The sequence below is a fragment of the Streptococcus sp. 1055 genome (genome assembly GCF_013276815.1).
Taxonomy (GTDB): Bacteria; Bacillota; Bacilli; order Lactobacillales; family Streptococcaceae; genus Streptococcus; species Streptococcus pseudopneumoniae.
Map to the genome: position 1 here is coordinate 13,838 of NZ_VMLT01000065.1, position 26,742 is coordinate 40,579.

Annotated in this window: 25 protein-coding genes, 2 pseudogenes and 1 riboswitch; of the genes and pseudogenes, 19 read left to right on the forward strand and 8 right to left on the reverse strand. The window is 40.7% G+C overall.

Annotation, left to right across the window (positions count from 1 at the left end; translation table 11 throughout):
• Positions 1-127: 127 nt before the first annotated feature.
• A riboswitch (FMN riboswitch) is annotated at positions 128-346 on the reverse strand.
• A 53-nt stretch (positions 347-399) separates the two neighbouring features.
• The 5 genes from HT699_RS06405 to HT699_RS06425 form a co-directional block, all read right to left on the reverse strand.
• A complete protein-coding gene (locus tag HT699_RS06405) occupies positions 400-903 on the reverse strand; it encodes a tRNA (cytidine(34)-2'-O)-methyltransferase (RefSeq protein ID WP_016399012.1) in 504 nt (167 codons plus the stop codon).
• A 192-nt stretch (positions 904-1,095) separates the two neighbouring features.
• Positions 1,096-1,926, reverse strand: coding sequence for an energy-coupling factor transporter transmembrane component T (locus HT699_RS06410; RefSeq protein ID WP_001148101.1), 831 nt, complete (start codon positions 1,924-1,926; stop codon positions 1,096-1,098).
• A complete protein-coding gene (locus HT699_RS06415; RefSeq protein ID WP_000656547.1) occupies positions 1,911-3,593 on the reverse strand; it encodes an ABC transporter ATP-binding protein in 1,683 nt (560 codons plus the stop codon). The genes HT699_RS06410 and HT699_RS06415 overlap by 16 nt, the downstream gene beginning before the upstream one ends.
• A gap of 312 nt (positions 3,594-3,905) precedes the next feature.
• Entirely contained in the window at positions 3,906-4,454 is a 549-nt protein-coding gene (locus HT699_RS06420) for an ECF-type riboflavin transporter substrate-binding protein (protein ID WP_000403170.1), read from the reverse strand.
• A gap of 14 nt (positions 4,455-4,468) precedes the next feature.
• Entirely contained in the window at positions 4,469-5,317 is an 849-nt protein-coding gene (locus HT699_RS06425) for an S-adenosyl-l-methionine hydroxide adenosyltransferase family protein (protein ID WP_016399015.1), read from the reverse strand.
• A 188-nt stretch (positions 5,318-5,505) separates the two neighbouring features.
• On the opposite strand from HT699_RS06425, the gene trkA reads away from it, so the two are divergent.
• Positions 5,506-6,855, forward strand: coding sequence for a Trk system potassium transporter TrkA (gene trkA / locus HT699_RS06430; protein WP_041171449.1), 1,350 nt, complete (start codon positions 5,506-5,508; stop codon positions 6,853-6,855).
• A gap of 3 nt (positions 6,856-6,858) precedes the next feature.
• Positions 6,859-8,298 carry a TrkH family potassium uptake protein gene (locus HT699_RS06435; RefSeq protein WP_016397104.1) on the forward strand — a complete coding sequence of 480 codons (1,440 nt, stop codon included), beginning with the start codon at positions 6,859-6,861 and terminating at the stop codon, positions 8,296-8,298.
• Between the two features lie 192 nt (positions 8,299-8,490).
• On the opposite strand, the gene tnpA is transcribed toward HT699_RS06435, so the two are convergent.
• On the reverse strand, positions 8,491-8,964 hold the full coding sequence (gene tnpA / locus HT699_RS06440) for an IS200/IS605-like element ISSpn6 family transposase (protein WP_001206386.1): 474 nt from the start codon (positions 8,962-8,964) through the stop codon (positions 8,491-8,493).
• A gap of 130 nt (positions 8,965-9,094) precedes the next feature.
• Here tnpA and HT699_RS06445 point away from each other — a divergent pair.
• A pseudogene (locus HT699_RS06445) lies at positions 9,095-9,457 on the forward strand (TipAS antibiotic-recognition domain-containing protein); the annotation flags it as partial.
• Between the two features lie 42 nt (positions 9,458-9,499).
• Here HT699_RS06445 and HT699_RS06450 read toward each other — a convergent pair.
• Positions 9,500-10,676, reverse strand: a pseudogene (locus tag HT699_RS06450) (NAD(P)/FAD-dependent oxidoreductase).
• A 58-nt stretch (positions 10,677-10,734) separates the two neighbouring features.
• Positions 10,735-11,580, reverse strand: a complete 846-nt coding sequence (locus tag HT699_RS06455; RefSeq protein WP_172934185.1) for a DegV family protein — start codon at positions 11,578-11,580, stop codon at positions 10,735-10,737.
• A 124-nt stretch (positions 11,581-11,704) separates the two neighbouring features.
• Here HT699_RS06455 and HT699_RS06460 point away from each other — a divergent pair, with 124 nt between their 5' ends.
• The 16 genes from HT699_RS06460 (at position 11,705) to HT699_RS06535 (ending at position 26,597) form a co-directional block, all read left to right on the forward strand.
• Entirely contained in the window at positions 11,705-12,262 is a 558-nt protein-coding gene (locus HT699_RS06460; RefSeq protein WP_000004146.1) for a TetR/AcrR family transcriptional regulator, read from the forward strand.
• A gap of 18 nt (positions 12,263-12,280) precedes the next feature.
• Positions 12,281-12,748 (forward strand): cytidine/deoxycytidylate deaminase family protein, encoded by a 468-nt coding sequence (locus tag HT699_RS06465; RefSeq protein WP_000136976.1) that lies wholly within the window; start codon positions 12,281-12,283, stop codon positions 12,746-12,748.
• Positions 12,749-12,836: 88 nt separating this feature from the next.
• Positions 12,837-13,466, forward strand: coding sequence for a uracil phosphoribosyltransferase (gene upp, locus HT699_RS06470; RefSeq protein WP_000515975.1), 630 nt, complete (start codon positions 12,837-12,839; stop codon positions 13,464-13,466).
• 173 nt (positions 13,467-13,639) lie between these two features.
• Positions 13,640-14,230: an ATP-dependent Clp protease proteolytic subunit ClpP gene (gene clpP / locus HT699_RS06475; RefSeq protein WP_000613465.1), complete on the forward strand. Its 591-nt coding sequence runs from the start codon at positions 13,640-13,642 to the stop codon at positions 14,228-14,230.
• A 78-nt stretch (positions 14,231-14,308) separates the two neighbouring features.
• The gene (locus tag HT699_RS06480; protein WP_050208016.1) at positions 14,309-14,557 is read left to right on the forward strand and encodes a YlbG family protein; all 249 of its coding nucleotides are present in this window, start codon (positions 14,309-14,311) and stop codon (positions 14,555-14,557) included.
• Between the two features lie 102 nt (positions 14,558-14,659).
• On the forward strand, positions 14,660-15,820 hold the full coding sequence (locus tag HT699_RS06485) for an ABC transporter substrate-binding protein (protein ID WP_172934186.1): 1,161 nt from the start codon (positions 14,660-14,662) through the stop codon (positions 15,818-15,820).
• A 116-nt stretch (positions 15,821-15,936) separates the two neighbouring features.
• Complete coding sequence (locus HT699_RS06490) at positions 15,937-16,806, forward strand: branched-chain amino acid ABC transporter permease (protein WP_000941427.1); 870 nt, start codon at positions 15,937-15,939, stop codon at positions 16,804-16,806.
• Between the two features lie 3 nt (positions 16,807-16,809).
• Positions 16,810-17,760: a branched-chain amino acid ABC transporter permease gene (locus tag HT699_RS06495; protein ID WP_166730742.1), complete on the forward strand. Its 951-nt coding sequence runs from the start codon at positions 16,810-16,812 to the stop codon at positions 17,758-17,760.
• 5 nt (positions 17,761-17,765) lie between these two features.
• Positions 17,766-18,530 carry an ABC transporter ATP-binding protein gene (locus HT699_RS06500; RefSeq protein WP_001185994.1) on the forward strand — a complete coding sequence of 255 codons (765 nt, stop codon included), beginning with the start codon at positions 17,766-17,768 and terminating at the stop codon, positions 18,528-18,530.
• Positions 18,530-19,240, forward strand: a complete 711-nt coding sequence (locus tag HT699_RS06505) for an ABC transporter ATP-binding protein (RefSeq protein WP_000062201.1) — start codon at positions 18,530-18,532, stop codon at positions 19,238-19,240. Before HT699_RS06500 ends, HT699_RS06505 begins: the two co-directional genes overlap by 1 nt.
• Before the next feature lie 414 nt (positions 19,241-19,654).
• The gene (locus HT699_RS06510; RefSeq protein ID WP_000268665.1) at positions 19,655-20,311 is read left to right on the forward strand and encodes a CBS domain-containing protein; all 657 of its coding nucleotides are present in this window, start codon (positions 19,655-19,657) and stop codon (positions 20,309-20,311) included.
• Between the two features lie 107 nt (positions 20,312-20,418).
• Positions 20,419-21,514 (forward strand): peptide chain release factor 2 gene (prfB, locus tag HT699_RS06515; protein WP_100127798.1). Its coding sequence is split into 2 segments (ribosomal slippage): positions 20,419-20,490 and positions 20,492-21,514, totalling 1,095 coding nucleotides; the frame shifts between segments, so codons are not numbered across the junction.
• Between the two features lie 17 nt (positions 21,515-21,531).
• Entirely contained in the window at positions 21,532-22,224 is a 693-nt protein-coding gene (ftsE, locus tag HT699_RS06520; protein WP_000022265.1) for a cell division ATP-binding protein FtsE, read from the forward strand.
• Positions 22,217-23,143, forward strand: a complete 927-nt coding sequence (gene ftsX, locus HT699_RS06525) for a permease-like cell division protein FtsX (RefSeq protein ID WP_000625541.1) — start codon at positions 22,217-22,219, stop codon at positions 23,141-23,143. The genes ftsE and ftsX overlap by 8 nt, the downstream gene beginning before the upstream one ends.
• Before the next feature lie 406 nt (positions 23,144-23,549).
• Entirely contained in the window at positions 23,550-25,730 is a 2,181-nt protein-coding gene (locus HT699_RS06530; RefSeq protein WP_138702667.1) for a PTS transporter subunit IIBC, read from the forward strand.
• A gap of 51 nt (positions 25,731-25,781) precedes the next feature.
• Positions 25,782-26,597, forward strand: a complete 816-nt coding sequence (locus HT699_RS06535; RefSeq protein ID WP_000670821.1) for an endonuclease/exonuclease/phosphatase family protein — start codon at positions 25,782-25,784, stop codon at positions 26,595-26,597.
• The last annotated feature ends 145 nt before the right edge of the window (positions 26,598-26,742 follow it).

The window sequence follows — 26,742 nt, forward strand, 5'->3', positions numbered from 1 at the left end:
TTGGAAAGGATTCCTCTATCTATTCTCACTTTTTATATCCCAAAAGTTCCCTCTTACTCTATTAAAGAAAAACAAAGCAAGTGGTTACAATCCGGCTATAAATCTATCAAAACAGACAAAGCTATTCTTTCGTCTTCTCCCATCCAGACTATACTGTCGGTTGTGGAATCTCACCACATCAGCTTGCGCTCGCGGACTTATTTTGCTAAGATATTTTAGATTTATCTAGGCGTCGCAGTCGAAGATAATACTTAAGGTATATCGAGACAAAACAACGACGAGAAAGCTAAAATAGCTAGTCAAATTTACCGCCGGTCGGGAATTTCACCCTGCCCTGAAGACTCTTTTATCATAACAAAAAACGCTTGCAAGCGCAAGCATTTTGTTCATTTTCATTTTTTATTTCAATTTATCCACTTCATAGGTATGGACGAGCTCAAGACCTGCAAAGTTCTGCTGGCGAAGAGCCTCATAGACAATCATGCAGACGGTATTAGACACATTGAGACTGCGGACATGTTCATCATTCATGGGAATACGAAGAGCCTTCTCAGGATGTTCTCGCATAAAATCTTCAGGTAAGCCCTTGTCTTCACGTCCAAAGAGAAAATAATGGTCCTCGTCAGTCGATAAATCCACCTCAGAATAGACTTTTTCCGCGAATTTCGAAATCAGATAGAGTTTTCCCTTCATCCGAGACATGAAATCTTCCAAACTCTCGTAAAAATAAATCTCTAGCTTATCCCAGTAATCCAATCCAGCCCGCTTCATCTTGCGGTCATCAATAGGAAAGCCCATAGGCTTGATGATGTGGAGGGGAGAATTGGTCGCAGCGCAAGTACGCGCGATATTGCCCGTATTTTGTGGAATTTGAGGTTCAAATAATACAATGTGATTTGTCATGACTTGCTTCCTTTCACCATTGCAAAAAAATAGCCACACTGCCCGGAGTCAAGCTCAGCAAACAGCGTGGTTAAGGCATCGTTAACTTACCTCACAACAGGTTTGAAGTAAATCAGCGAAACTACTTTCTTAGTATAACACTTTCAGAATCATTGTCAATAGAAACGACTTGATTTTTTAAATTTTTTCAAGCTATTTCCAAGGGTTGTAAAATCGTCCCTGATTCTGCAAGATAAGTAGTAAACTAGCTACTAAAAACAAGGTTGCCAAGAGCAAGGTAATATAGTCTCCTTTTTTCAAGGCCTGATAACTATACCATGTGCGTTTTTTCTCTTTCCCAAAGCGGCGAAGCTCCATGGCAGTCGCAATGGTATCAATGCGTTCTAGCGAGCTAAAAATCAAGGGCGTAATAATGAGCAGATTGCCTTTGATTCGTTGCATAAGAGAAGCTTTCTTGGATAATTCCATCCCACGCGCCTCCTGAGACATCTTGATAGTAAAGAATTCTTCCTGCAAATCTGGAATATAGCGCAAGGTCAGGCTGACAGAATAAGCAATCTTATAGGGCACACCAATTTGATTTAAACTGGAAGCAAACTGACTAGGATGGGTTGTCATCAAAAAGATAATAGCCAGAGGAATGGTGCAAAGATACTTAATGGCCAAATTTAGCAGATAAAAGAGCTCCTGGCTGGTTAGAGTGTAGACACCGATTCCCTGCCAAATCACACTTCTCTCTCCATAAAGTCCAACCCCATACTCGGGAGAAAAGAGATAGACCATCAAAACGTTTAAAACGGCAAATACCGTCGCAAAAACGGCTACAAAGGAGACATCTTTAAAGCGGATTTCTGATAAATAGAGGAGAAAGACTGAAAAGATGGCAATCAGCAAGAGCATTCTGGTATCATAGCTAATCATGGCCGCCAATGATACCAGAATGAAAAAGAGAAGTTTCCCAGCTCCTGACAAGCGATGAATCACAGTATCTCTATGCTGGTAACCGATTAATTTAGCTTGCATCCCTCTCTCCTTTCTTTGTAAAATGCCGTTAAATCCAGTGGATCCACATCTAGTTTCTTAGCCAAGTTAAAGATGGAGGTTTCTTTTAGATTGGCTTTTACTAACAGCTCAGGATCGCTCAACAGACTGGCTGGAACAGTATCGGCAATCAATTCTCCATCCACCATGACAAGGACCCGGTCTGAATAATCCAGCATCAATTGCATATCATGGGTAATCATGACAATGGTATGCCCTTTTTGATGTAACTCTTCGAGAAATTCCATAATCTCAGTATAGTTCTTCTGATCTTGACCTGCAGTCGGTTCATCTAGGAGAATAATTTCAGCTCCTAAGACCAAAATTGAAGCAATGGTGACACGTTTTTTCTGACCAAATGACAGGGCAGAAATAGGCCAATTACGGAATTCATAAAGTCCACAGATTTTCAAGGTTTCATAGACTCTCGTTTCAATTTCCTTCTCATCCACACCTCGCAAACGGAGCCCTAGAGCCACCTCATCAAAAATCATATTGGTTGAAATCATTTGATTAGGATTTTGTAGCACATATCCTACTCGTTCCGCCCGCTCTGCAACAGAATCGCCTTTTATATCCTGTTTTTCCCAAAGATAGCGTCCTTCCGTCTGAATAAAGCTACTTATAGCCTTGGCTAGAGTTGATTTCCCTGCTCCATTTTTTCCGACAATAGCAATCTTTTCACCCTTTTTAATATCTAAATGTAGGGATTTTAAAATCGGCCTATCATCATAAGAAAAAGATACTTCCTCTAGTCTAAAGAGTGACTGCAATTCTGAGGTTTCTTTTACCAGTTCCGTCTGTAACTGGACTTGCCCTTTTGAGATAGACAAGTTATCCAGATCTGCTAATTGTTCTTCCTTGACTAAGTCCACACCTAATTGACGGAGAGTGGTTAGATAAAGGGGTTCTCGAATTCCATTTTGAGTCAATAAATCAGTCGCAAGCAACTGGTCAGGGCTCCCATTAAAAAGGATACGACCATCGTTTATCAAGACAATCCGATCCACAGGGCGATGCAGAACGTCCTCCAAACGGTGCTCGATAATCAGAGTCGTCGTCCCCTCTTCCTTATGAATCTGGTCAATCAATTCGATAATATCCTGACCTGACTTGGGATCTAGATTGGCGAGTGGCTCATCAAACAAGAGAATCGGACTTTCATCAATCAAGACACCAGCCAGACTGACTCGCTGCTTTTGTCCACCTGACAAATCCTGAGGACGCTGATCCAGTAAAGGAAGAAGGTCCAACTTTTCAGCCCATTTATAAACACGACCTTTCATCTCATCTAGGGCTGTCACATCATTTTCCAGAGCAAACGCCAAATCTTCTGCCACAGACAAGCCAATAAACTGCCCATCTGTATCCTGCAAAACTGTGCTAACCAGATGAGACTTATCATAAATGCTCATATCAAAGGCTACTTGACCCTTTATCAAAAATTCTCCATATGTCTGACCCTTGTAAATATTGGGAATAATCCCATTCAAACACTGACCCAAGGTAGATTTACCTGACCCAGATGGTCCAACAATTAAGACTTTCTCTCCCTTGTAAATGGTCAAGTCTATCCCTTGCAAGGTCGGTTCTTGTTGTGTTTCATACCGGAAAGAGAAATCCTTCCACTCAATTATAGCTTCTTTCATCTTACTCTCTTCATTCGCTTCTTAGACTTCTATTTTATCATAAATCAAGCCCTTCTTGCAGTCTCTCCTCTTAAAATCTTAGCGCCAAAAAGATTCCTATCCTAGCTTACTTGCCTAACTAATCTATAAACATCGAAAAAGACTAGTTGCCCAGCCTTCCCCATCATTTTATACTCTTCGAAAATCTCTTCAAACCACGTCAGCTTCGCCTTGCCGTAGGTATGNNTCGTCAGTTCTATCCACAATTTCAAAACACTGTTTTGAGCAACCTGCGACTTGCTTCCTAGTTTTCTCTTTGATTTTCATTGAGTATTAGTCCTTTTTCAAACTTCCTGCACGAGTTTGGGTTCCTGCATAGGCAAGTAAGAGAAGAGTTCCTGCAATAGCTACAGATACACCATTGGCAATTCCCGCAACAATCCCTTGTGCAAATACTTTTTCTGCCGCTTCTTGATAAATCACAACATCTCCAAGTGGTGCCAAGACACCCCAAACAAGGGCATTTGCAAGTAGTTGAATGAGATTAAAAATAAGAATATCTTTCCAGTCAAAAACACTATTGATCACGCGAACGTACTTTCTAAAAAGTCCCACAACTAAACCAAAGAGTCCGCTAGCGATAATCCAAGTCCACCATAGACCATAACCAACAAGAGAGTCCTTGATTGCATGACCAATCAACCCGACAAGCAAACCGATAATCGGTCCAAAAATAATAGAAAGTAGCGCTTGTACCGCATACTGAAGCTGGATGCTTGTATTTGGAACAGGGGTTGGAATGTTGATCATCCCGATGACGACAAAGAGGGCAGCGCCAATTCCGACAGCAACAACTTGTTTAATTGTAAATTTGATTTCCATACTATTCTCCTATTTTATCCTTCTATTTTCTTTATTTCAATGGTCCAAGATGAACCGACACCTACATTATAGGCCTTGGCAAAGGAACCTTGGTTGATAGCCAAACCTAAACGATAGAGAGAGTTGATGTAAAGGATGGGTTGCCCAATTCTCACATCTGCAAATGATTTGCCATAGACAAGCTGATTTTGATAGACCAGCATATCAGCATGATAGATGGTCACTTCAAAACGATCACCAAATTCTGGTTCCAGCTTGTAAAATTCTTCCCGTGTGATAGAGGTCCAAAGCGAACCGAAACGCACATCCAGAATATCAATGGCTCCCTTCACCAGATGATCTTCTATGATGGTCGCTACGACTGGAAGCTCTACAATCTGTTCCACACTGAGCTCTGGCCCTACTTCCTCAAAAGTAATGTGACCACTGGCCAGTTTAGCACCAGTATAGGCATAGACATCACGACCGTGGAAGGTATAAGAATGCTCTGTGTTTTGACGCCTATTGGCCACCTCAGAAATCTCACGAATGGCTACAATGCCAACGTGTTTCTTGATAAAGGAAAGCGTCCCATTATCTGGCGTGACAATGTATTGATTTTTTGCAGTCTTGGCAACTACACTCTTACGTTTCGAACCGACACCTGGATCGACAACCGATACAAACGTCGTTCCCTCAGGCCAGTAATCCACCGTCTGAAAGAGACGATAGCTCCCCTCAAAAATATTATAAGGCGTGATATCGTGCGTCAAGTGATGGATTTTTAAGGTTGGAGACTCTTCTAAAGCCACTCCAATCATAGCCGATACCGCACCATCAACCAGACCAAAGTCTGATTGTAATACCAGTAAATTATTATTCATTTTATCTCCTTGTATATCCTTTATCATACCATATTTCAGAGAAAGTCGCTAATAGCTATTTCAATTGGTTAGGGTATAGTTTTACCTTATAGCAAATTTCCTACTAAAAGTTCTTGTTATTAGCTAGTAGGTGCATTTTTTCTTGAAAAAGGGTATGATAGTTACATCATGAAAAAGTAGGTTTTATTATGAAAATTATCCTTGTCGGAGGGGGAAAAGTTGGTTTTGCCCTCTGTCGCTCCTTGGTTGCAGAAAAGCATGATGTTTTGCTGATTGAGCAAGACGAAGCTGTTCTCAATCATATTGTCAGTCGCTTTGATATCATTGGTATCCTTGGTAACGGGGCCGATTTTGCCATTCTTGAGCAAGCCAGCGTCCAAGATTGTGATATCTTTATCGCCCTGACTGAGCACGATGAAGTCAACATGATTGCAGCAGTTCTAGCCAAGAAAATGGGAGCTAAAGAAACTATCGTTCGGGTGCGGAACCCTGAATATTCTAACTCTTATTTCAAGGAAAAGAATATTCTCGGTTTTTCTCTTATCGTTAATCCTGAGCTCTTGGCTTCCCGCGCTATCGCGAATATCATTGACTTCCCCAACGCCCTGTCTGTCGAACGCTTTGCTGGTGGACGCGTTAGCCTCATGGAATTTGTCGTCAAGTCCACCAGCGGTCTTTGCCAAATGCCCATTTCTGATTTTCGTAAAAAATTTGGTAATGTCATTGTCTGTGCGATAGAGAGGGATCATCAAATTATCATTCCAAGCGGTGACATGACTGTACAGGATAAAGATAGAATCTTTGTCACTGGTAACCGTGTCGATATGATACTCTTCCATAATTATTTTAAATCACGCGCCGTGAAGAGCCTTCTCATCGTTGGGGCAGGTAGAATTGCCTATTATCTACTTGGTATTCTCAAAGATAGTCGTATCGATACAAAAGTCATTGAAATCAATCCTGAAATCGCCAGCTTCTTTAGCGAGAAATTCCCAAATCTCTACATCGTTCAAGGAGATGGAACCGCAAAAGATATCCTGCTGGAAGAAAGTGCTCAACACTATGATGCCGTTGCGACTCTAACAGGAGTCGATGAGGAAAATCTGATTACATCTATGTTCCTTGACAGGGTAGGTGTACAGAAAAATATTACTAAGGTCAATCGTACCAGTCTCCTCGAGATTATCAATGCGCCTGATTTTTCAAGTATCATCACACCTAAAAGCATCGCTGTAGATACGATTATGCACTTTATTCGTGGTCGAGTTAATGCCCAGTATTCAGACCTTCAAGCCATGCACCATCTAGCCAATGGCCAAATTGAAACCCTGCAATTCCATATCAAGGAAGCCAATAAAATGACTGCCAAACCTCTTTCTCAACTGAAATTGAAAAAAGGGGTTCTTATTGCAGCCATTATTCGAAAGGGCAAGACTATTTTCCCAACTGGGGAGGATATGTTGGAAGTTGGAGACAAGCTCCTAGTAACAACCTTGTTGCCAAACATCACCAAGATTTATGACTTGATTGCGAGGTAAGAAATGAATAAAAGTATGATTCGTTACCTCCTTTCAAAGTTACTTTTGATTGAAACTGTTCTTCTTTTGGTTCCTGTTGCGATTGCTGTCTATTACCGTGAATCGAGCCAAGTCTTTACAGCCCTCTTTTCGACCATAGGGATTCTCGTATTGTTAGGCGGTTCAGGAATTTTACAAAAGCCAAAAAATCAACGGATTTATGCCAAGGAGGGAGTCTTGATTGTTGCCCTCTGTTGGATCCTTTGGTCTTTCTTTGGTGGTCTCCCCTTTGTCTTTGCTGGGCAAATCCCCAGCCTTATTGATGCCTTTTTTGAGATTAGTTCCGGCTTTACGACTACTGGAGCAAGTATTTTGAACGACGTTTCAGTTCTCAGTCGTTCCCTCCTCTTCTGGCGAAGTTTTACCCACTTGATTGGAGGGATGGGAGTGCTTGTTTTTGCACTTGCTATTATGGACAATGCCAAAAATAGCCACCTAGAGGTGATGAAGGCTGAGGTTCCAGGTCCTGTTTTTGGCAAGGTTGTATCCAAACTAAAAAACACTGCCCAGATTCTCTATCTCCTTTATCTAGCTCTCTTCTCCCTCTTTGTCATCATCTATTATCTAGCTGGTATGCCTCTCTACGATAGTTTTGTCATTGCTATGGGGACAGCGGGAACTGGAGGCTTTACCGTCTATAACGACGGAATTGCCCACTATGGCAGCTCACTAATTACCTATCTGGTCAGTATCGGAGTTCTGGTTTTTGGGGTAAATTTCAACCTCTACTACTACCTCATGCTCCGTCGCATCAAGGCCTTCTTTGGAGATGAAGAGCTTAGGGCTTACTTGGTCATTGTACTGGTTTCTACAGGCTTGATTAGCCTCAACACCCTCTACCTCTACCCAGGGTTTTCAAAGAGCTTTGAAATGACCTTCTTCCAGGTTTCCAACATCATTACAACAACTGGTTTTGGATATGGAGATATTACCAACTGGCCCCTCTTCTCCCAATTTATCCTCCTTTTCCTCATGGCAATCGGTGGCTCTGCTGGATCAACTGCAGGTGGACTCAAGATTATTCGAGGCCTCATCCTTTCAAAAATTGCCAAAAACCAAATTTTGTCAATCCTATCGCCCCACCGTGTTTTGACCCTCCATGTGAATCAAACGGTGATTGATAAGGATACCCAGCATAAGATTCTCAAGTACTTTGTCATCTATGCTATGATTTTGCTAGCGCTTATCTTTATTGTCAGCCTAGATAGCAATGATTTTCTGGTCGTGACCAGCGCTGTCTTTAGCTGTTTCAATAATATCGGGCCTATTCTAGGAACCACTTCTAGTTTCTCAATCTTTAGTCCCATCTCAAAAATTCTCCTATCCTTTGCAATGATTGCAGGGCGCTTGGAGATTTACCCAATCCTACTTCTCTTTATGAAAAGAACTTGGTCTAAGAGATAAAATTCAAACCACATCAGCTTCGCCTTGCCGTATATATGTGACTGACTTTGTCAGTCTTANNAATCAAAACCACCAGTGTGAACTGGTGGTTTGTTCTGCGGCTATAAGCCGCTTCTACCGGCCAGGGCCAAAGGCCCACCGAAATAGCTTCCTCGCGCACCACTTTCCCGAGCAGGTGCTAAAGCACCTTAGTTACTTCCTCTTATTTATTTCGCCAGTAAACGGATCTACTGACTCGAATAACGTGAGCTGGTCTGCTACTCTGTCTTCTTGTAATTGATTCTGAATATATTCAGCTATCACTTTCTGATTACGGCCTACCGTATCTACATAATAGCCTCTACACCAAAACTTGCGATTGCCATATTTGTATTTTAAATTCGCATGCTTATCAAAAATCATCAAACTGCTCTTGCCCTTTAAATAGCCCATAAAGGACGAAACACTAAGTTTCGGAGGAATACTGATAAGCATGTGAATATGGTCTGAACAAGCATTCGCTTCATGGATTATTACACCCTTACGCTCACATAAGTCACGTATGATTCTTCCGATACTAGCTTTGTATCTGCCATAAATGATTTGACGACGATATTTGGGTGCAAAAACAATATGATATTTACAATTCCATGTGGTATGTGATAAACTTTGATTATCCTCTCTCATGAGGTACCTCCTGTATGATATGTTGTAGTGGCGGAGAAACCACTTCTATCTTATCATTTTAGGAGGTTCTTTTTGTTACCACGCTAAAAGCTCTATGGAACCACTAGCATAGCTAGTGGTTTTCGGGAGACAAAAATACCACCAAGAGGCGGTAGAGAAATATGGACAAGAAGTCATGGACCAAGCGCTGGAGCGCCAGAAAGGTCACGAAGACGAGGCTACGGCTGCCTTCAACCAAGTTTTTCAAGCCTTAGCACAAAATCTTCAAGCTGGTCTGCCTGTAACAGCAACTGAAAACCAAGAGCAAACAGCCAAGCTCTTGCAAGCCATTCGTACTTATGGATTTGATTGTACTATTGAAGTATTCGGTCATATCGGTAAAGGCTACGTCTATAACCCAGAGTTTAAGGAAAATATTGACAAATTTGGTACTGGAACAGCCCAGTACACATCAGATGTCATTGCCCACTATGTCCAAACTCAAGCAAAATAAAATCGGAGGAGTAATCTTCCGATTTTTTCTATTAAAAGTTCTTTAATCATAATGCAGACTTCCCGCCACCCAGCCGGTACAGAGGGCAGAAGTGATGTTAAAGCCACCCGTGTGGGCATTTATATCCATAACTTCGCCTGCAAAGTGGAGGCCAGGTACCAGCTTACTTTCAAGGGTTTTAGGATTGATTTCCTTGAGACTGACACCACCTTTGGTGACAAAGGACTTGGCAAGAGACATTTTTCCAGTTACAGGAATTTTAAGTCCTTTAATGGACTGGACAAGTTGTTCACGTTCCTTTTCAGTCAGTTGTTTGACTTTGTCAGGATAGCCTTGCACAAAAAACTCTGCCAAGCGTTCTGGTAACAAGGTTTTTAAGGCATTTTTTAGAGCTTTTTCTCGATTTTCTTCTAGGAATTTAGCCAAGTCCTTCTCAGAAAGCTGAGGCAAAACATCCAGTGAGAGAATCTCCCCACCCTTGACAAAGCTAGACATACGTAGGGCAGCAGGGCCTGACAAACCAAAGTGGGTAAAAAGCAAATCGTGAGTGATGACACGCTTGCCATAACTTAGAGTCACATCATCCAGCGAAATCCCCTGCAAGGCCTTATGTGGAAAATCTGTTAATAAAGGACTTTCAGCAGCTTCAAGCTCGGTGATGGTGTGTTTAAAATGGCGAGCAATCTCGTGACCAAAACCAGTCGAACCAGTCGAAGGATAGGATTTTCCACCAGTTGTGACAATGAGTTTCTCACAAGTGAAGACTTGGTTAGCTGACTTCAGGACAAATTGCTCATCTACTTTTTTAACCGAAACAATTTCGGTTTGAGTAGCAACTTGACCACCTAGTTCAGTGATTTTCTTTTCCAAAGCTTCGATAATAGTCCGAGACTTGTCACTAGCTGGAAAGACGCGTCCGTGGTCTTCGACCTTAAGTTTAACACCATTTTCTGTAAAAAAGTTGATGATGTCATGATTATCGAACTGGGAGAAAACACTGTAAAGAAAGCGTCCGTTTCCAGGAATTCCAGCTAGTAGGTCGTCCAAGCTACCATTGTTGGTCACATTGCAACGTCCCCCACCAGTCCCAGCTAACTTTTTTTCCAAGTTTCCGATTTTTTTCGATGAGGAGGGTTTTCTGTCCATAAAAGCTACTGGAAATCGTAGCCATCATACCAGCAGGTCCTCCACCGATGACAATAGTATCAAAATGTTTCATAGCTCTATTGTACCACAAAAAAACAAGAGATGATGGTTACCTCTTGTCAAGAATGCAATTAATCAATTTCATAGCCCATCAGCAGACCGCCATCTTCTGCATAGAAACTGCAGAGACCAGATGTTGGGAGAATTTTAATATCCGCCTGTGGGAAGGTTTCACGGATTAGGTCTGAAAGCTGTTGGCAACATTTCTCGTTATTGCGTTGGGCCATAACAATACGGCCACCAGCATATCCTGCTTTCACTAACTCTTCATAGGCTGCTTGAACTGACTTCTTTGCTCCTCTTGCTTTTTGTAGCAATTCGAGGGTTCCAGTTTCACTAGCTTCCCCAACCATACGGATATTTAGAAGGCCAACGACCGTACCGATAAGCTTGCTCAAACGGCCGTTCTTCACCAAGTTATCGACTTTGGCTAGGACAAAGAGCAACTTAGTTTTTTCTTGATAGGCGGTGATAGCTTCAACCACTTCTTCAAAAGATAAGCCCTGGTCAATCAAGTCATTTAATTTTTCTACGAGCAAGTCAACTTCTCCACCAGCAGACAAACTATCAATTACATGAATCTTAGTGTCAGGATGGTCTTCCAGATAAATATTCTTGGCCAGTTGCGCACTATTGTGACTACCAGAAAGAGTACCAGTGATGGTTACTAGGAAAATGTTTTTGGCACCTTCAAATGCTCGCAAATAATCATCTGGGCTTGGACAAGCTGATTTTGAAGCTTCTGCGGTTGCATACATGGTTTTCATCATATGGTCAATATCAAGACTGGCATCATCAACAAAGACCTGATCAGCTACTTGAATGGTTAAGGGGACACTTACAAAGGTTGTGTTAATAGCTGGTGTTGGCAGTTGACGATAATCACAACCAGAGTCAGCAATAATCTTCCAAGTCATAGAAATTCTCCATCTTTGTCAGTTATACATTGACAAAGGTTCTGTCTTTTTTTACAATTATATCATGAAAACCCTTGAAACAAAAGCATCATCCGTCTGTTGTGACAAGTAGAAAGAAAATGTTATGTCTGAACGTAGAATCTCTGAAAAGTCTCTTGAAAATCTCAGAAAATCAAACCAAGAATCCAATTTATTAACCAGAGAAGCCATTGAAACAGCCCTCTTGCAACTCTTGGAAAAAAAGGAACTGACCAAGATTAGTATTTCTGAATTGGTCAAACGTGCAGGTGTTTCGCGTGCGGCCTTTTATCGCAATTATGACTCCAAAGAGGAAATTTTAGAAAGCGTCTTTAAACGAACTGTCCACAATATTATGGAACAGCTGCATCATTACGATTTAAAGACAGACCTTTATTTGGTTTGGGTTCACCTTTTCCGGGAGGCCAGAAAGGAAGTTAGAGTGATTCAATTGGCCTTGGATTACCATCTGGAAAAAATCTTTGTCCAAGCCATGCAGGAATTTCTAGAAAAATACCATGGGAAATCAAAAGGTGTCAGCTCTTATCTTCATTCCTTCTGGAGCTCAGCCATCGTCTCTGTCCTTCTAAAATGGATCAAGGATGGCATGAAGGTACCAGCTGAAAAGATTGCAGATTTAGGTTTACCATTTTTTAAAAAATAGAGAAATAGGAGAAAAGAGATGACTGAAAAAAGACTGGCCTGGGATGAGTATTTTGCAGCCCAAGCCCTACTAATTGCCAATCGTTCCACTTGTAAACGTGCTAAAGTGGGCGCGATTCTGGTAAAAGATAATAAGGTTATTTCCACTGGTTACAATGGTTCGGTGTCAGGAACTGAGCATTGTATTGATCACGAATGTTTGGTCATTGAAGGCCACTGTGTTCGCACCCTTCACGCTGAGGTCAATGCTATCCTTCAAGGTGCTGAGCGTGGTGTTCCCAAAGGCTTTACAGCCTATGTGACCCATTTTCCTTGTCTCAACTGTACCAAACAATTATTGCAGGTTGGTTGCAAGCGCGTGGTTTATATCAACCAGTACCGAATGGACGACTATGCCCAATACCTTTATCAAGAAAAAGGGACAGAATTGACCCATTTACCACTTGAGACAGTACAGACAGCTCTTAAAGAGGCTGATCTAATGTAAAAATTATCAAAAATAAATGGTTTAGAAAGATTTTTAAACCGTTTTTTGGTATAATAAGAAGAATAAATTGAAAGAAGGAATTCCAAAAATGGGAAAAATTGAAGTTATTAATCACCCGCTGATTCAACACAAATTGTCAATTTTGCGTCGTACAGATACTTCTACAAAAGCTTTTCGTGAGCTAGTAGATGAGATTGCAATGTTGATGGGGTATGAAGTACTTCGTGATCTTCCACTAGAAGATGTGGAAATCGAAACACCAATTACAAAAACAGTTCAAAAACAATTGGCAGGTAAGAAATTGGCTATCGTTCCAATCTTGCGTGCAGGTATCGGGATGGTTGATGGTCTCTTGAGCTTGGTTCCAGCTGCTAAGGTTGGTCACATCGGTATGTACCGTGATGAAGAAACACTTCAACCAGTTGAGTATTTGGTGAAATTGCCTGAGGACATTAACCAACGTCAAATTTTTGTAGTAGATCCAATGTTGGCAACAGGTGGCTCAGCAATCTTGGCCGTTGACTCACTTAAAAAACGTGGCGCATCAAATATTAAATTTGTCTGCCTTGTATCAGCACCAGAAGGTGTAAAAGCCCTTCAAGAAGCTCATCCAGATGTAGAAATCTTTACAGCAGCCTTGGATGAACGCTTGAACGAACACGGTTATATCGTCCCAGGTCTTGGAGATGCTGGGGACCGCTTGTTCGGTACGAAATAAGATCGAAAAGAAGATTGACTTGGAAAAGAATTTCCTGTTGTGAAAGGGGGTTGAGTTTTTGTTTCTGTCTAATGAAAACAGAGCAAAAATTTGACCTTTTTTGACCAAGATATTATAATAGTCTTATCTTCAGTCATCTGACCAACAAAATTAAAATTCAAAAGGAGAAATAAATGATTCCTGTAGTTATTGAACAAACAAGCCGTGGAGAACGTTCCTACGATATATACTCACGTCTTCTCAAAGACCGCATCATTATGCTGACTGGTCCAGTTGAAGACAATATGGCTAACTCTGTTATTGCCCAATTGCTTTTCTTGGATGCCCAAGATAGTACAAAAGATATTTACCTTTATGTCAATACACCAGGTGGTTCTGTTTCAGCTGGTTTGGCAATCGTAGATACCATGAACTTTATCAAGGCAGATGTCCAAACCATCGTTATGGGAATGGCTGCATCTATGGGAACAGTCATCGCATCAAGTGGAGCAAAAGGCAAACGTTTCATGCTTCCAAATGCTGAATACATGATTCACCAACCAATGGGCGGTACAGGTGGTGGTACTCAACAAACCGATATGGCGATTGCTGCAGAACATTTGCTTAAAACTCGTAAAACCTTGGAAAAAATCTTGGCTGAAAATTCAGGTCAGTCAATCGAAAAAGTTCACGCAGATGCAGAACGTGATAACTGGATGAGTGCCCAAGAAACACTTGAATATGGCTTTATTGATGAAATCATGGCCAACAATTCATTGAACTAATGATGAAAGAAGGCAAACTCGACTGAGTTTGCTTTTTTTGGTATAATAGAGGGAGATTTCTTAGAAAGAGGATTTATCATGTTTGAAAAAGTCAATCGATCTGGATTGATTATCTATCTTTACTATAATCGTGATGCCAAAAAACTGCAGGATTATGGAGATATTACCTATCATTCCAAGAAACATCGTTACTTACAACTCTATGTTCCAACTCAAGAAGTGGAGCAATTGGCCGGACGCTTGAGCAAGGAAAAATTTATTAAAAAAGTTAGGGTTTGTCATATCCAAGAGTTGGAAACACCCTTTGTGGGCAATCTTTATCGATAGGAAAACGTTATCAGATAAAAATTTAAAGAAAAGTGTTGACAATTTTCTGATAATTCGATATATTCTTAACAGACTATTTAAGAAATAAGGAGACAAAAAAAGATGAAGAAAAAATTTGCCCTATCCTTTGTGGCGCTTGCAAGTGTAGCACTTCTTGCAGCCTGTGGAGAAGTGAAGTCTGGAGCAGTCAACACTGCTGGTAACTCAGTAGAGGAAAAGACAATTAAAATCGGGTTTAACTTTGAAGAATCAGGTTCTTTAGCTGCATACGGAACAGCTGAACAAAAAGGTGCCCAATTGGCTGTTGATGAAATCAATGCCGCAGGTGGTATCGATGGAAAACAAATCGAAGTAGTCGATAAAGATAATAAGTCTGAAACAGCTGAGGCTGCTTCAGTTACAACTAACCTTGTAACCCAATCTAAAGTATCAGCAGTCGTAGGACCTGCGACATCTGGTGCGACTGCAGCTGCGGTAGCGAACGCTACAAAAGCAGGTGTTCCATTGATCTCACCAAGTGCGACTCAAGATGGATTGACTAAAGGTCAAGATTACCTCTTTATCGGAACTTTCCAAGATAGCTTCCAAGGAAAAATTATCTCAAACTATGTTTCTGAAAAATTAAATGCTAAGAAAGTTGTTCTTTACACTGACAATGCCAGTGACTATGCTAAAGGGATTGCCAAATCTTTCCGCGAGTCATACAAGGGTGAAATCGTTGCAGATGAAACTTTCGTAGCAGGTGACACAGACTTCCAAGCAGCCCTTACAAAAATGAAAGGGAAAGACTTTGATGCTATCGTTGTTCCTGGTTACTATAATGAGGCTGGTAAGATTGTAAACCAAGCGCGTGGTATGGGAATTGACAAACCAATCGTTGGTGGTGATGGATTTAACGGTGAAGAGTTTGTACAACAAGCAACTGCTGAAAAAGCATCAAACATCTACTTTATCTCAGGTTTCTCACCTACTGTAGAAGTTTCAGCTAAAGCCAAAGCCTTCCTTGACGCTTACCGCGCTAAGTACAATGAAGAGCCTTCAACATTTGCAGCCTTGGCTTATGACTCAGTTCACCTTGTAGCAAACGCAGCAAAAGGTGCTAAAAACTCAGGTGAAATCAAGGATAATCTTGCTAAAACAAAAGACTTTGAAGGTGTAACTGGTAAAACAAGCTTCGATGCGGACCACAACACAGTTAAAACTGCTTACATGATGACCATGAACAATGGTAAGGTTGAAGCAGCAGAAGTTGTAAAACCATAATAGAAAAATGTTGAAATAGGGAATGAGCCTTTGACTCACTCCCTGTTTCGATGTTTAAGAACCTATCAAAAAGTGAGGGAAAAACCTCGGAATTATATATAGAAAGAGTGAATCTTATGCTCCAACAACTAGTAAATGGTTTGATTCTAGGTAGTGTTTATGCGCTGTTAGCCCTAGGATATACCATGGTTTACGGAATTATCAAGCTCATCAATTTCGCCCACGGTGATATTTATATGATGGGAGCCTTTATCGGTTATTTCTTGATCAATTCTTTCCAAATGAATTTTTTTGTAGCGCTTATTGTAGCGATGCTAGCGACAGCCATCCTTGGTGTCGTGATTGAGTTCCTTGCTTACCGACCTTTGCGTCACTCTACTCGTATTGCTGTTTTGATTACAGCTATTGGGGTTTCTTTCCTACTGGAGTATGGCATGGTCTATCTGGTTGGTGCCAATACTCGTGCCTTTCCTCAAGCGATTCAAACAGTTCGCTATGATTTGGGACCAGTTAGCCTAACAAATGTGCAGTTAATGATCTTGGCCATTTCCTTGATTTTGATGATTTTGTTACAGGTCATTGTCCAAAAGACTAAGATGGGGAAAGCCATGCGTGCTGTATCTGTAGATAGCGATGCGGCACAATTGATGGGGATCAATGTAAACCGTACGATCAGCTTTACCTTCGCTTTGGGTTCAGCTCTTGCGGGTGCGGCTGGTGTTCTGATTGCCCTCTATTATAACTCTCTTGAGCCTTTGATGGGGGTTACTCCAGGTCTTAAGTCTTTCGTTGCCGCGGTACTTGGTGGTATCGGAATCATTCCTGGTGCGGCTCTTGGTGGCTTTGTGATTGGTCTATTAGAAACTTTTGCGACAGCCTTTGGGATGTCAGACTTCCGTGATGCCATTGTTTATGGAATCTTGTTGTTGATCTTGATTGTCCGCCCAGCTGGTATCCTTGGTAAAAATGTGAAAGAGAAGGTGTAAGCGATGAAGGAAAATTTAAAAGTTAATATTCTATGGTTACTCCTTTTATTAGCTGGCTATGGCTTGATTAGTGTACTGGTTTCAGTCGGAGTACTCAACCTATTCTATGTACAGATTTTACAACAAATCGGAATTAATATTATTCTGGCTGTTGGTCTCAACTTAATCGTTGGTTTTTCAGGACAATTTTCACTTGGGCATGCTGGTTTCATGGCGATTGGTGCCTATGCCGCTGCTATTATTGGTTCTAAATCACCAACCTACGGAGCCTTCTTTGGAGCTATGCTTGTAGGGGCTTTGCTTTCAGGAGCAGTTGCCTTGCTTGTCGGAATTCCAACCTTGCGCTTGAAGGGGGACTATCTTGCAGTAGCGACTCTAGGTGTTTCTGAAATTATCCGTATCTTTATCATCAATGGTGGAAGCCTTACAAATGGTGCAGCAGGTATCTTGGGAATTCCAAACTTTACAACTTGGCAAATGGTTTACTTCTTTGTTGTGATTACAACCATTGCAACCTTGAACTTCTTGCGTAGTCCAATTGGTCGTTCAACCCTCTCTGTTCGTGAGGATGAAATCGCTGCTGAGTCAGTTGGGGTTAATACGACTAAAATTAAAATCATCGCTTTTGTCTTTGGTGCCATTACTGCGAGTATTGCAGGGTCACTTCAGGCAGGATTTATCGGTTCAGTTGTACCGAAAGATTACACTTTCATCAACTCAATCAACGTTTTGATTATTGTTGTCTTTGGTGGACTTGGTTCCATTACAGGTGCCATTGTATCGGCTATTGTTCTGGGAATTTTGAATATGCTTCTCCAAGACGTAGCTAGTGTGCGTATGATTATTTACGCTTTGGCCTTGGTCTTGGTAATGATTTTCAGACCAGGTGGACTCCTTGGAACATGGGAATTGAGCCTATCACGTTTCTTTAAAAAATCTAAGAAGGAGGAATAAAACTAATGGCATTACTTGAAGTAAAACAGTTAACCAAACATTTTGGCGGTCTAACAGCTGTTGGAGATGTGACTCTTGAATTGAACGAAGGGGAACTGGTTGGACTAATCGGTCCAAACGGAGCTGGGAAAACCACTCTTTTCAACCTCTTGACGGGTGTTTATGAACCAAGCGAGGGAACAGTAACCCTAGATGGTCACCTTTTGAATGGAAAGGCACCTTATAAGATTGCTTCTTTAGGACTTGGACGTACTTTCCAAAATATCCGTCTCTTTAAAGATTTAACCGTTTTGGACAATGTTTTGATTGCCTTTGCCAACCATCACAAACAACATGTTTTTGCTAGTTTCTTACGCTTACCAGCTTTTTACAAGAGTGAAAAAGAATTAAAATCTAAAGCTTTAGAATTGCTGAAAATCTTTGATTTAGATGGTGATGCAGAGACTCTTGCTAAAAACCTCGCCTACGGACAACAACGTCGTTTGGAAATTGTTCGTGCCCTCGCTACGGAACCTAAAATTCTCTTTTTAGATGAACCAGCAGCAGGTATGAACCCTCAGGAAACAGCTGAATTGACTGAGTTAATTCGTCGTATCAAAGATGAATTTAAGATTACGATTATGCTGATTGAACACGATATGAATCTGGTCATGGAAGTAACAGAACGTATCTACGTACTTGAATATGGCCGTTTGATTGCTCAAGGAACTCCAGACGAAATTAAGACCAATAAACGCGTTATCGAAGCTTATCTAGGAGGTGAAGCCTAATGTCTATGTTAAAAGTTGATAATCTTTCTGTGCATTATGGTATGATTCAAGCAGTCCGTGATGTAAGCTTTGAAGTTAATGAAGGAGAAGTTGTTTCCCTTATCGGTGCCAATGGTGCTGGTAAAACAACCATTCTCCGTACCTTGTCAGGTTTGGTTAGACCAAGCTCTGGAAAGATTGAATTTTTAGGTCAAGAAATCCAAAAAATGCCGGCTCAGAAAATCGTGGCAGGTGGTCTTTCACAAGTTCCAGAAGGACGCCACGTCTTTCCTGGCTTGACTGTTATGGAAAATCTTGAAATGGGAGCTTTTTTGAAGAAAAATCGTGAAGAAAATCAAGCTAACTTGAAGAAGGTCTTTTCACGCTTCCCACGTCTTGAAGAACGGAAGAACCAAGATGCAGCTACTCTTTCAGGGGGGGAACAACAAATGCTTGCCATGGGACGCGCTCTTATGTCAACACCAAAACTTCTTCTTTTAGATGAACCATCAATGGGACTTGCCCCAATCTTTATCCAAGAGATTTTTGATATCATTCAAGATATCCAGCAACAAGGAACAACCGTCCTCTTGATTGAACAAAATGCCAATAAAGCACTTGCAATCTCTGACCGAGGCTATGTATTGGAAACAGGAAAAATCGTCCTATCAGGAACAGGAAAAGAACTCGCTTCATCAGAAGAAGTCAGAAAAGCATATCTAGGTGGCTAAAACAATCCAGTGGATTGTTTTAGTCGGCAGATGAAGATTACGAAGTAATCATCAATATAGTCCTGGGGACCTTTTTAGTCGGCAGATAAAGATTACGAAGTAATCATCATTATAGTCCTGGGGACCTTTTTAGTCGCTGAATAGAGATTGCGAAGCAATCATCCGAATCCGAGGGATTGTTTTAGTCGGCATATTTAGATTGCAAACAAATCTACATCTACACTGAAAGATAAATTTCTAATAATTGAAAAAATCGAATGAAACGTATCTTACCTTCATTCACAGAGCTCGATTTCAGAGCTCTTTTTGCTAGGTTATTCATACTTTTCTGAATTTTGAAAAAGAAATGTAAGCGTTTGATAGATTTGCAAAAAGATTGTATAATAGGGATAAGAATAGAAAAGGAGAAGTCTCATGGCAGTTAAAGATTTTATGACCCGCAAGGTAGTTTATATTAGTCCAGATACAACAGTATCTCATGCAGCAGATTTGATGAGAGAGCAAGGGTTGCACCGCTTGCCTGTTATCGAAAATGATCAATTGGTTGGTTTGGTAACTGAGGGAACCATTGCCCAAGCTAGCCCATCAAAAGCAACCAGTCTTTCTATCTATGAGATGAATTATCTTCTAAATAAGACAAAAGTAAAAGATGTCATGATTCGCGATGTTGTCACTGTTTCAGGCTATGCGAGTCTAGAAGATGCAACTTATCTGATGTTGAAAAACAAGATTGGTATTCTTCCTGTAGTAGATAACCATCAAGTCTATGGGGTTATTACGGACCGTGACGTTTTCCAAGCCTTTCTTGAAATTGCTGGTTATGGAGAAGAAGGAATTCGTGTGCGCTTTGTTACAGAAGATGAAGTTGGCGTTCTTGGTAAGATTGTTTCTCTAATCGTTGAAGAAAATTTGAATATCTCCCATACAGTCAATATTCCGCGTAAGGATGGTAAGGTCATTATCGAAGTGCAAATCGATGGATCAATTGATTTACCAGCCTTGAAAGAAAAATTTGAAGCAAATGGTATTCAAGTGGAAGAAATCACTCGCACTTCAGCAAAAGTCTTGTAAGAAGGGAAGCCGAAAGGCTTCTTTTTTCATAAAAAAGGGATTATAGCAAAAGATGGAAAGAAATGATAAAATATGCTATAATGAAATGATGTAAAAAAGGAGTATTTATGGACATTTCAGTAATCCGTCAAAAAATTGACGCAAATCGTGAAAAATTAGCTTCTTTCAGGGGGTCTCTTTGACCTCGAAGGGCTAGAGGAAGAGATTGCCATCTTGGAAAACAAGATGACAGAACCTGATTTTTGGAATGATAATATTGCGGCCCAAAAAACGTCGCAAGAATTAAATGAATTAAAAAACACCTATAACACCTTCCACAAAATGGAAGAGTTGCAGGATGAAGTCGAAATTTTATTGGACTTTTTAGCTGAAGACGAGTCAGTTCAAGAAGAACTGGTAGAGCAGTTAGCCGAACTTGATAAGATGATGACCAGCTATGAGATGACTCTACTCTTGTCAGAACCTTATGACCACAACAATGCCATCTTGGAAATCCATCCAGGTTCTGGTGGTACTGAGGCTCAGGACTGGGGTGATATGTTGCTTCGTATGTATACTCGTTATGGTAATGCTAAAGGCTTTAAAGTGGAAGTATTGGATTACCAAGCAGGGGATGAAGCTGGTATCAAGTCAGTAACCTTATCATTTGAAGGGCCTAATGCCTATGGTCTTCTCAAGTCAGAAATGGGGGTACACCGTTTGGTGCGAATTTCACCATTTGACTCTGCCAAACGTCGCCATACATCTTTCACATCCGTAGAAGTGATGCCTGAGTTGGACGATACCATTGAAGTGGAAATCCGGGAAGATGACATCAAGATGGATACCTTCCGTTCAGGTGGTGCCGGTGGACAAAATGTCAATAAGGTTTCAACAGGTGTACGTTTAACCCACATTCCAACTGGAATTGTTGTTCAATCAACAGTGGATCGTACCCAGTATGGAAATAGAGATCGTGCCATGAAGATGTTGCAGGCTAAGCTCTATCAAATGGAGCAAGAAAAGAAAGCTGCGGAGGTAGATTCCCTCAAGGGTGAGAAAAAAGAAATCACATGGGGAAGCCAAATCCGTTCTTATGTCTTCACTCCTTATACTATGGTAAAAGATCACCGAACTAGCTTTGAGGTTGCTCAGGTAGATAAGGTTATGGACGGAGACCTAGATGGTTTTATCGATGCCTATCTCAAGTGGCGAATCAGCTAAGATAGAAAGGAACTCACATGTCAATCATTGAAATGAGAGATGTCGTTAAAAAATACGACAACGGAACGACTGCCCTACGCGGTGTTTCGGTCAGCGTTCAACCGGGAGAATTTGCTTACATCGTAGGACCTTCAGGAGCAGGGAAGTCAACTTTTATTCGTTCTCTGTATCGTGAAGTAAAAATCGATAAAGGAAGCCTATCAGTTGCTGGTTTTAATCTAGTTAAGATTAAAAAGAAAGATGTCCCACTTCTACGTCGTAGTGTTGGGGTTGTCTTCCAGGATTATAAATTGTTGCCAAAGAAAACGGTATATGAAAATATTGCTTACGCTATGGAAGTAATCGGAGAAAATCGCCGTAATATCAAAAAACGAGTGATGGAAGTTTTGGACTTGGTTGGCTTGAAGCACAAGGTTCGTTCTTTCCCAAATGAGCTCTCAGGTGGAGAGCAACAGCGGATTGCGATTGCGCGTGCCATTGTAAATAATCCCAAAGTATTGATAGCCGATGAACCAACAGGAAACCTGGACCCTGATAATTCATGGGAAATTATGAATCTCTTGGAACGGATTAACCTACAAGGGACAACTATTTTGATGGCGACTCATAATAGCCAGATTGTAAATACCTTGCGCCACCGTGTCATTGCCATTGAAAATGGCCGTGTCGTTCGTGACGAATCAAAAGGAGAGTATGGATACGATGATTAGTAGATTTTTTCGCCATTTATTTGAAGCCTTAAAAAGTTTGAAACGAAATGGTTGGATGACAGTAGCTGCTGTCAGTTCAGTCATGATTACTTTGACCTTGGTGGCAATATTTGCTTCTGTTATTTTCAATACAGCGAAACTAGCTACAGATATTGAAAATAATGTCCGTGTAGTAGTTTATATCCGAAAGGATGTGGAAGATAACAGTCAGACAATTGAAAAAGAAGGTCAAACTGTTACAAATAATGACTACCACAAGGTATATGATTCTTTGAAGAACATGTCTACGGTTAAGAGTGTTACGTTTTCGAGTAAGGAAGAACAATATGAAAAATTAACCGAGACAATGGGAGATAACTGGAAAATCTTTGAAGGAGATGCCAATCCTCTCTATGATGCCTATATTGTAGAGGCAAACACTCCAAATGATGTAAAAACTATAGCCGAAGATGCTAAAAAAATTGAAGGTGTCTCTGAGGTTCAAGATGGCGGTGCCAATACAGAAAGACTCTTCAAGTTAGCTTCATTTATCCGTGTTTGGGGACTAGGGATTGCTGCCTTGTTAATTTTTGTCGCAGTTTTCTTGATTTCAAATACCATTCGTATTACTATTATTTCCCGCAGTCGCGAAATTCAAATCATGCGCTTGGTCGGAGCTAAAAACAGTTATATTCGTGGACCGTTCTTGTTAGAAGGAGCCTTTATCGGTTTATTGGGAGCTATCGCACCATCTGTTTTGGTCTTTATTGTTTATCAAATGGTTTACCAATCTGTTAACAAATCGTTGGTAGGACAAAATCTATCTATGATTAGTCCAGATTTATTTAGTCCGTTGATGATTGCCCTACTATTTGTGATTGGAATTTTTATTGGTTCACTGGGATCAGGAATATCCATGCGTCGATTCTTGAAAATTTAGGTAAAATAATTACTTTTATGAGGAGGTTGTAAAATCTCCTTTTTTGCTACAAAAATTTTAGAAAAGGGACTTCTAATACTCAATGAAAATCAAAGAGCAAACTAGGTAGCTCGCCACAGGATGCTCAAAATACTGATTTGAGGTTGTAGAAAGTCAGTCACATATATACGGTAAGACGACGCTGACGTGGTTTGAAGAGATTTTCGAAGAGTATAAAGAAGTTGCTCAGAGAAGATTCTTGATGGATAATTTGAACTTGAAATTTAGAACCTAGAAAATTTTTGAAAAAAGAGGATTTTTTTGAATAAAAGCCTTTACAAAAAAAATTAAAGTGGTATAATTAAATCATAAAAGGTGCAAACGTTTTCGTAAAACGTTTGCCTAAATAAAAATAAAGGAGATTTGAATGATGAAAGATACATTCAAAAATGTCTTGTCTTTCGAATTTTGGCAAAAATTCGGTAAGGCTTTGATGGTGGTTATCGCGGTTATGCCGGCTGCTGGTTTGATGATTTCAATCGGTAAGTCTATCGTGATGATTAACCCTAACTTTGCTCCACTCGTTATTACTGGTGGTGTCCTAGAGCAAATCGGTTGGGGGGTTATCGTTAACCTTCATATCTTGTTTGCCCTCGCTATTGGAGGAAGCTGGGCTAAGGAACGTGCTGGTGGTGCGTTTGCGGCAGGTCTTGCCTTTATCCTAATCAACCGTATCACTGGTACAATCTTTGGTGTATCAGGAGACATGTTGAAGAATCCAGAAGCTATGGTAACAACTCTCTTTGGTGGATCAATCAAAGTTGCTGATTACTTCATTAGTGTTATGGAAGCTCCAGCACTTAACATGGGTGTATTCGTAGGGATTATTTCTGGTTTTATTGGAGCAACTGCTTACAATAAATACTATAACTTCCGTAAGCTTCCTGATGCACTTTCATTCTTTAACGGAAAACGTTTTGTACCATTTGTAGTTATTCTTCGTTCAGTAATTGCTGCAATTCTACTTTCAGCTTTCTGGCCACTTGTGCAAACTGGTATCAATAGCTTTGGTATTTGGATTGCCAACTCACAAGAAACTGCACCAATCCTTGCACCATTCTTGTATGGTACTTTGGAACGTTTGCTCTTGCCATTTGGTCTTCACCATATGTTGACTATCCCAATGAACTACACAGCTCTTGGTGGTACTTATGACATTTTAACTGGTGCAGCTAAAGGTACTCAAGTATTTGGTCAAGACCCACTATGGCTTGCATGGGTAACAGACCTTGTTAATCTTAAAGGTACAGATGCAAGTCACTACCAACAATTGTTAGATACTGTTCACCCAGCTCGTTTCAAAGTTGGACAAATGATCGGGTCATTCGGTATCTTGATGGGTGTAATCGTGTCTATCTACCGTAATGTTGATACTGACAAGAAACATAAATACAAAGGTATGATGATTGCGACAGCTCTTGCAACATTCTTGACAGGGGTTACTGAACCAATCGAATACATGTTCATGTTCGTTGCAACACCTATGTATCTTGTTTACTCACTTGTTCAAGGTGCTGCCTTCGCTATGGCTGACGTTGTAAACCTACGTATGCACTCATTCGGTTCAATCGAGTTCTTGACTCGTACACCTATTGCAATCAGTGCTGGTATCGGTATGGATATCATTAACTTCGTTTGGGTAACTGTTCTCTTTGCCGTAATCATGTATTTTATCGCAAACTTCATGATTCAAAAATTCAACTACGCAACTCCAGGGCGTAACGGAAACTACGAAATTGCTGAAGGTTCAGAAGAATCTAGTAGCGAAGTGAAAGTTGCAGCAGGCTCTCAAGCTGTAAACATCATCAACCTTCTTGGTGGACGTGCAAATATCGTTGATGTTGACGCATGTATGACTCGTCTTCGTGTAACTGTTAAAGATGCAGATAAAGTAGGAAATGCAGAGCAATGGAAAGCAGAAGGAGCTATGGGTCTTGTCATGAAAGGACAAGGGGTTCAAGCTATCTACGGACCAAAAGCTGACGTATTGAAATCTGATATCCAAGATATCCTTGATTCAGGTGAAATCATTCCTGAAACTCTTCCAAGCCAAATGACTGAAGCACAACAAAACACTGTTCACTTCAAAGGTCTTACTGAGGAAGTTTACTCAGTAGCAGACGGTCAAGTTATTGCTTTGGAACAAGTAAAAGATCCAGTATTTGCTCAAAAAATGATGGGTGATGGATTTGCAGTAGAACCTGCAAATGGAAACATTGTATCTCCAGTTTCAGGTACTGTATCAAGCATCTTCCCAACAAAACATGCTCTTGGTATTGTGACTGAATCAGGTCTTGAAGTATTGGTTCACATTGGTTTGGACACAGTAAGTCTTGAAGGTAAACCATTTACAGTTCATGTTGCTGAAGGACAAAAAGTTGCAGCAGGAGATCTCCTTGTCACAGCTGACTTGGATGCTATCCGTGCAGCAGGACGTGAAACTTCAACAGTAGTTGTCTTCACAAATGGTGATGCAATTAAATCAGTTAAATTAGAAAAAACAGGTTCTCTTGCAGCTAAAACAGCAGTTGCTAAAGTAGAATTGTAATATACTTGAGGTTGGAAGCTGTATTCCAACCTCTTATTTTGGGAGAAAAGAATGAAATTTTTAACACTCAATACTCATAGTTGGATGGAAAAAGAAGCTGAGGAAAAATTCCAGATTTTGCTTGAGGATATTCTTGAAAAAGACTATGATTTGATTTGTTTCCAAGAAATCAATCAGGAGATCACTTCGCCAGAGGTGGAGGTTAATGACCTTTATCAAGCTTTGCCAGCAGCTGAGCCTATTCACCAAGATCACTATGTTAGACTCTTGGTTGAAAAGTTGTCTGAGCAAGGGAAAAATTACTACTGGACTTGGGCCTATAACCATATCGGTTATGATCGCTACCATGAAGGTGTAGCTATCTTGTCTAAAAAACCTATTGAAGCCAGAGAAATTTTGGTTTCAGATGTGGATGATCCAACAGACTATCATACTCGTCGTGTTGCCTTGGCTGAAACTGTAGTTGATGGTAAGGAGCTTGCAGTTGCAAGTGTCCACCTTTCTTGGTGGGATAAAGGTTTCCAAGAAGAATGGGCACGATTTGAGAATGTCTTGAAAGAATTGAACAAGCCACTTTTACTAGCTGGAGATTTCAACAACCCAGCTGGACAGGAAGGCTACCAAGCTATTTTGGCTAGTCCATTAGGCTTACAAGACGCTTTTGAAGTTGCTCAAGAGAAAAGCGGTAGCTATACCGTTCCACCAGAAATTGATGGCTGGAAAGGGAACACTGAACCCCTTCGAATCGATTATGTCTTTACTACCAAAGAGTTAGCGGTGGAAAATTTACATGTCGTATTTGATGGTAACAAGAGTCCACAAGTCAGTGATCACTATGGCTTGAGTGCTATTTTAAACTGGAAATAATAACTGATACTCTTCGAAAATCAAATTCAAACCACGTCAACGTCGCCTTGCCGTATATATGTGACTGACTTCGTCAGTCCTATCTACAACCTCAAAACAGTGTTTTGAGCAGCCTGCGGCTAGTTTCCTAGTTTGCTCTTTGATT

Excerpts from the sequence above, each read along its gene's own strand:
- HT699_RS06415 (WP_000656547.1), bottom strand. The coding sequence starts at position 3,593 with ATGAAAGAAGCTATAATTGAGTGGAAGGATTTCTCTTTCCGGTATGAA.
- HT699_RS06500 (WP_001185994.1), top strand. The coding sequence starts at position 17,766 with ATGGCATTACTTGAAGTAAAACAGTTAACCAAACATTTTGGCGGTCTA.
- HT699_RS06505 (WP_000062201.1), top strand. The coding sequence starts at position 18,530 with ATGTCTATGTTAAAAGTTGATAATCTTTCTGTGCATTATGGTATGATT.
- ftsX (WP_000625541.1), top strand. The coding sequence starts at position 22,217 with ATGATTAGTAGATTTTTTCGCCATTTATTTGAAGCCTTAAAAAGTTTG.
- HT699_RS06510 (WP_000268665.1), top strand. The coding sequence starts at position 19,655 with ATGGCAGTTAAAGATTTTATGACCCGCAAGGTAGTTTATATTAGTCCA.
- HT699_RS06435 (WP_016397104.1), top strand. The coding sequence starts at position 6,859 with ATGAATAAAAGTATGATTCGTTACCTCCTTTCAAAGTTACTTTTGATT.
- HT699_RS06425 (WP_016399015.1), bottom strand. The coding sequence starts at position 5,317 with ATGAATAATAATTTACTGGTATTACAATCAGACTTTGGTCTGGTTGAT.
- HT699_RS06485 (WP_172934186.1), top strand. The coding sequence starts at position 14,660 with ATGAAGAAAAAATTTGCCCTATCCTTTGTGGCGCTTGCAAGTGTAGCA.
- upp (WP_000515975.1), top strand. The coding sequence starts at position 12,837 with ATGGGAAAAATTGAAGTTATTAATCACCCGCTGATTCAACACAAATTG.
- trkA (WP_041171449.1), top strand. The coding sequence starts at position 5,506 with ATGAAAATTATCCTTGTCGGAGGGGGAAAAGTTGGTTTTGCCCTCTGT.
- HT699_RS06410 (WP_001148101.1), bottom strand. The coding sequence starts at position 1,926 with ATGCAAGCTAAATTAATCGGTTACCAGCATAGAGATACTGTGATTCAT.
- HT699_RS06495 (WP_166730742.1), top strand. The coding sequence starts at position 16,810 with ATGAAGGAAAATTTAAAAGTTAATATTCTATGGTTACTCCTTTTATTA.
- HT699_RS06405 (WP_016399012.1), bottom strand. The coding sequence starts at position 903 with ATGACAAATCACATTGTATTATTTGAACCTCAAATTCCACAAAATACG.
- HT699_RS06455 (WP_172934185.1), bottom strand. The coding sequence starts at position 11,580 with ATGACTTGGAAGATTATTGCTGACTCTGGTTGTGATTATCGTCAACTG.
- HT699_RS06465 (WP_000136976.1), top strand. The coding sequence starts at position 12,281 with ATGACTGAAAAAAGACTGGCCTGGGATGAGTATTTTGCAGCCCAAGCC.
- HT699_RS06480 (WP_050208016.1), top strand. The coding sequence starts at position 14,309 with ATGTTTGAAAAAGTCAATCGATCTGGATTGATTATCTATCTTTACTAT.
- tnpA (WP_001206386.1), bottom strand. The coding sequence starts at position 8,964 with ATGAGAGAGGATAATCAAAGTTTATCACATACCACATGGAATTGTAAA.
- ftsE (WP_000022265.1), top strand. The coding sequence starts at position 21,532 with ATGTCAATCATTGAAATGAGAGATGTCGTTAAAAAATACGACAACGGA.
- clpP (WP_000613465.1), top strand. The coding sequence starts at position 13,640 with ATGATTCCTGTAGTTATTGAACAAACAAGCCGTGGAGAACGTTCCTAC.
- HT699_RS06420 (WP_000403170.1), bottom strand. The coding sequence starts at position 4,454 with ATGGAAATCAAATTTACAATTAAACAAGTTGTTGCTGTCGGAATTGGC.
- HT699_RS06535 (WP_000670821.1), top strand. The coding sequence starts at position 25,782 with ATGAAATTTTTAACACTCAATACTCATAGTTGGATGGAAAAAGAAGCT.
- HT699_RS06490 (WP_000941427.1), top strand. The coding sequence starts at position 15,937 with ATGCTCCAACAACTAGTAAATGGTTTGATTCTAGGTAGTGTTTATGCG.
- HT699_RS06530 (WP_138702667.1), top strand. The coding sequence starts at position 23,550 with ATGATGAAAGATACATTCAAAAATGTCTTGTCTTTCGAATTTTGGCAA.
- HT699_RS06460 (WP_000004146.1), top strand. The coding sequence starts at position 11,705 with ATGTCTGAACGTAGAATCTCTGAAAAGTCTCTTGAAAATCTCAGAAAA.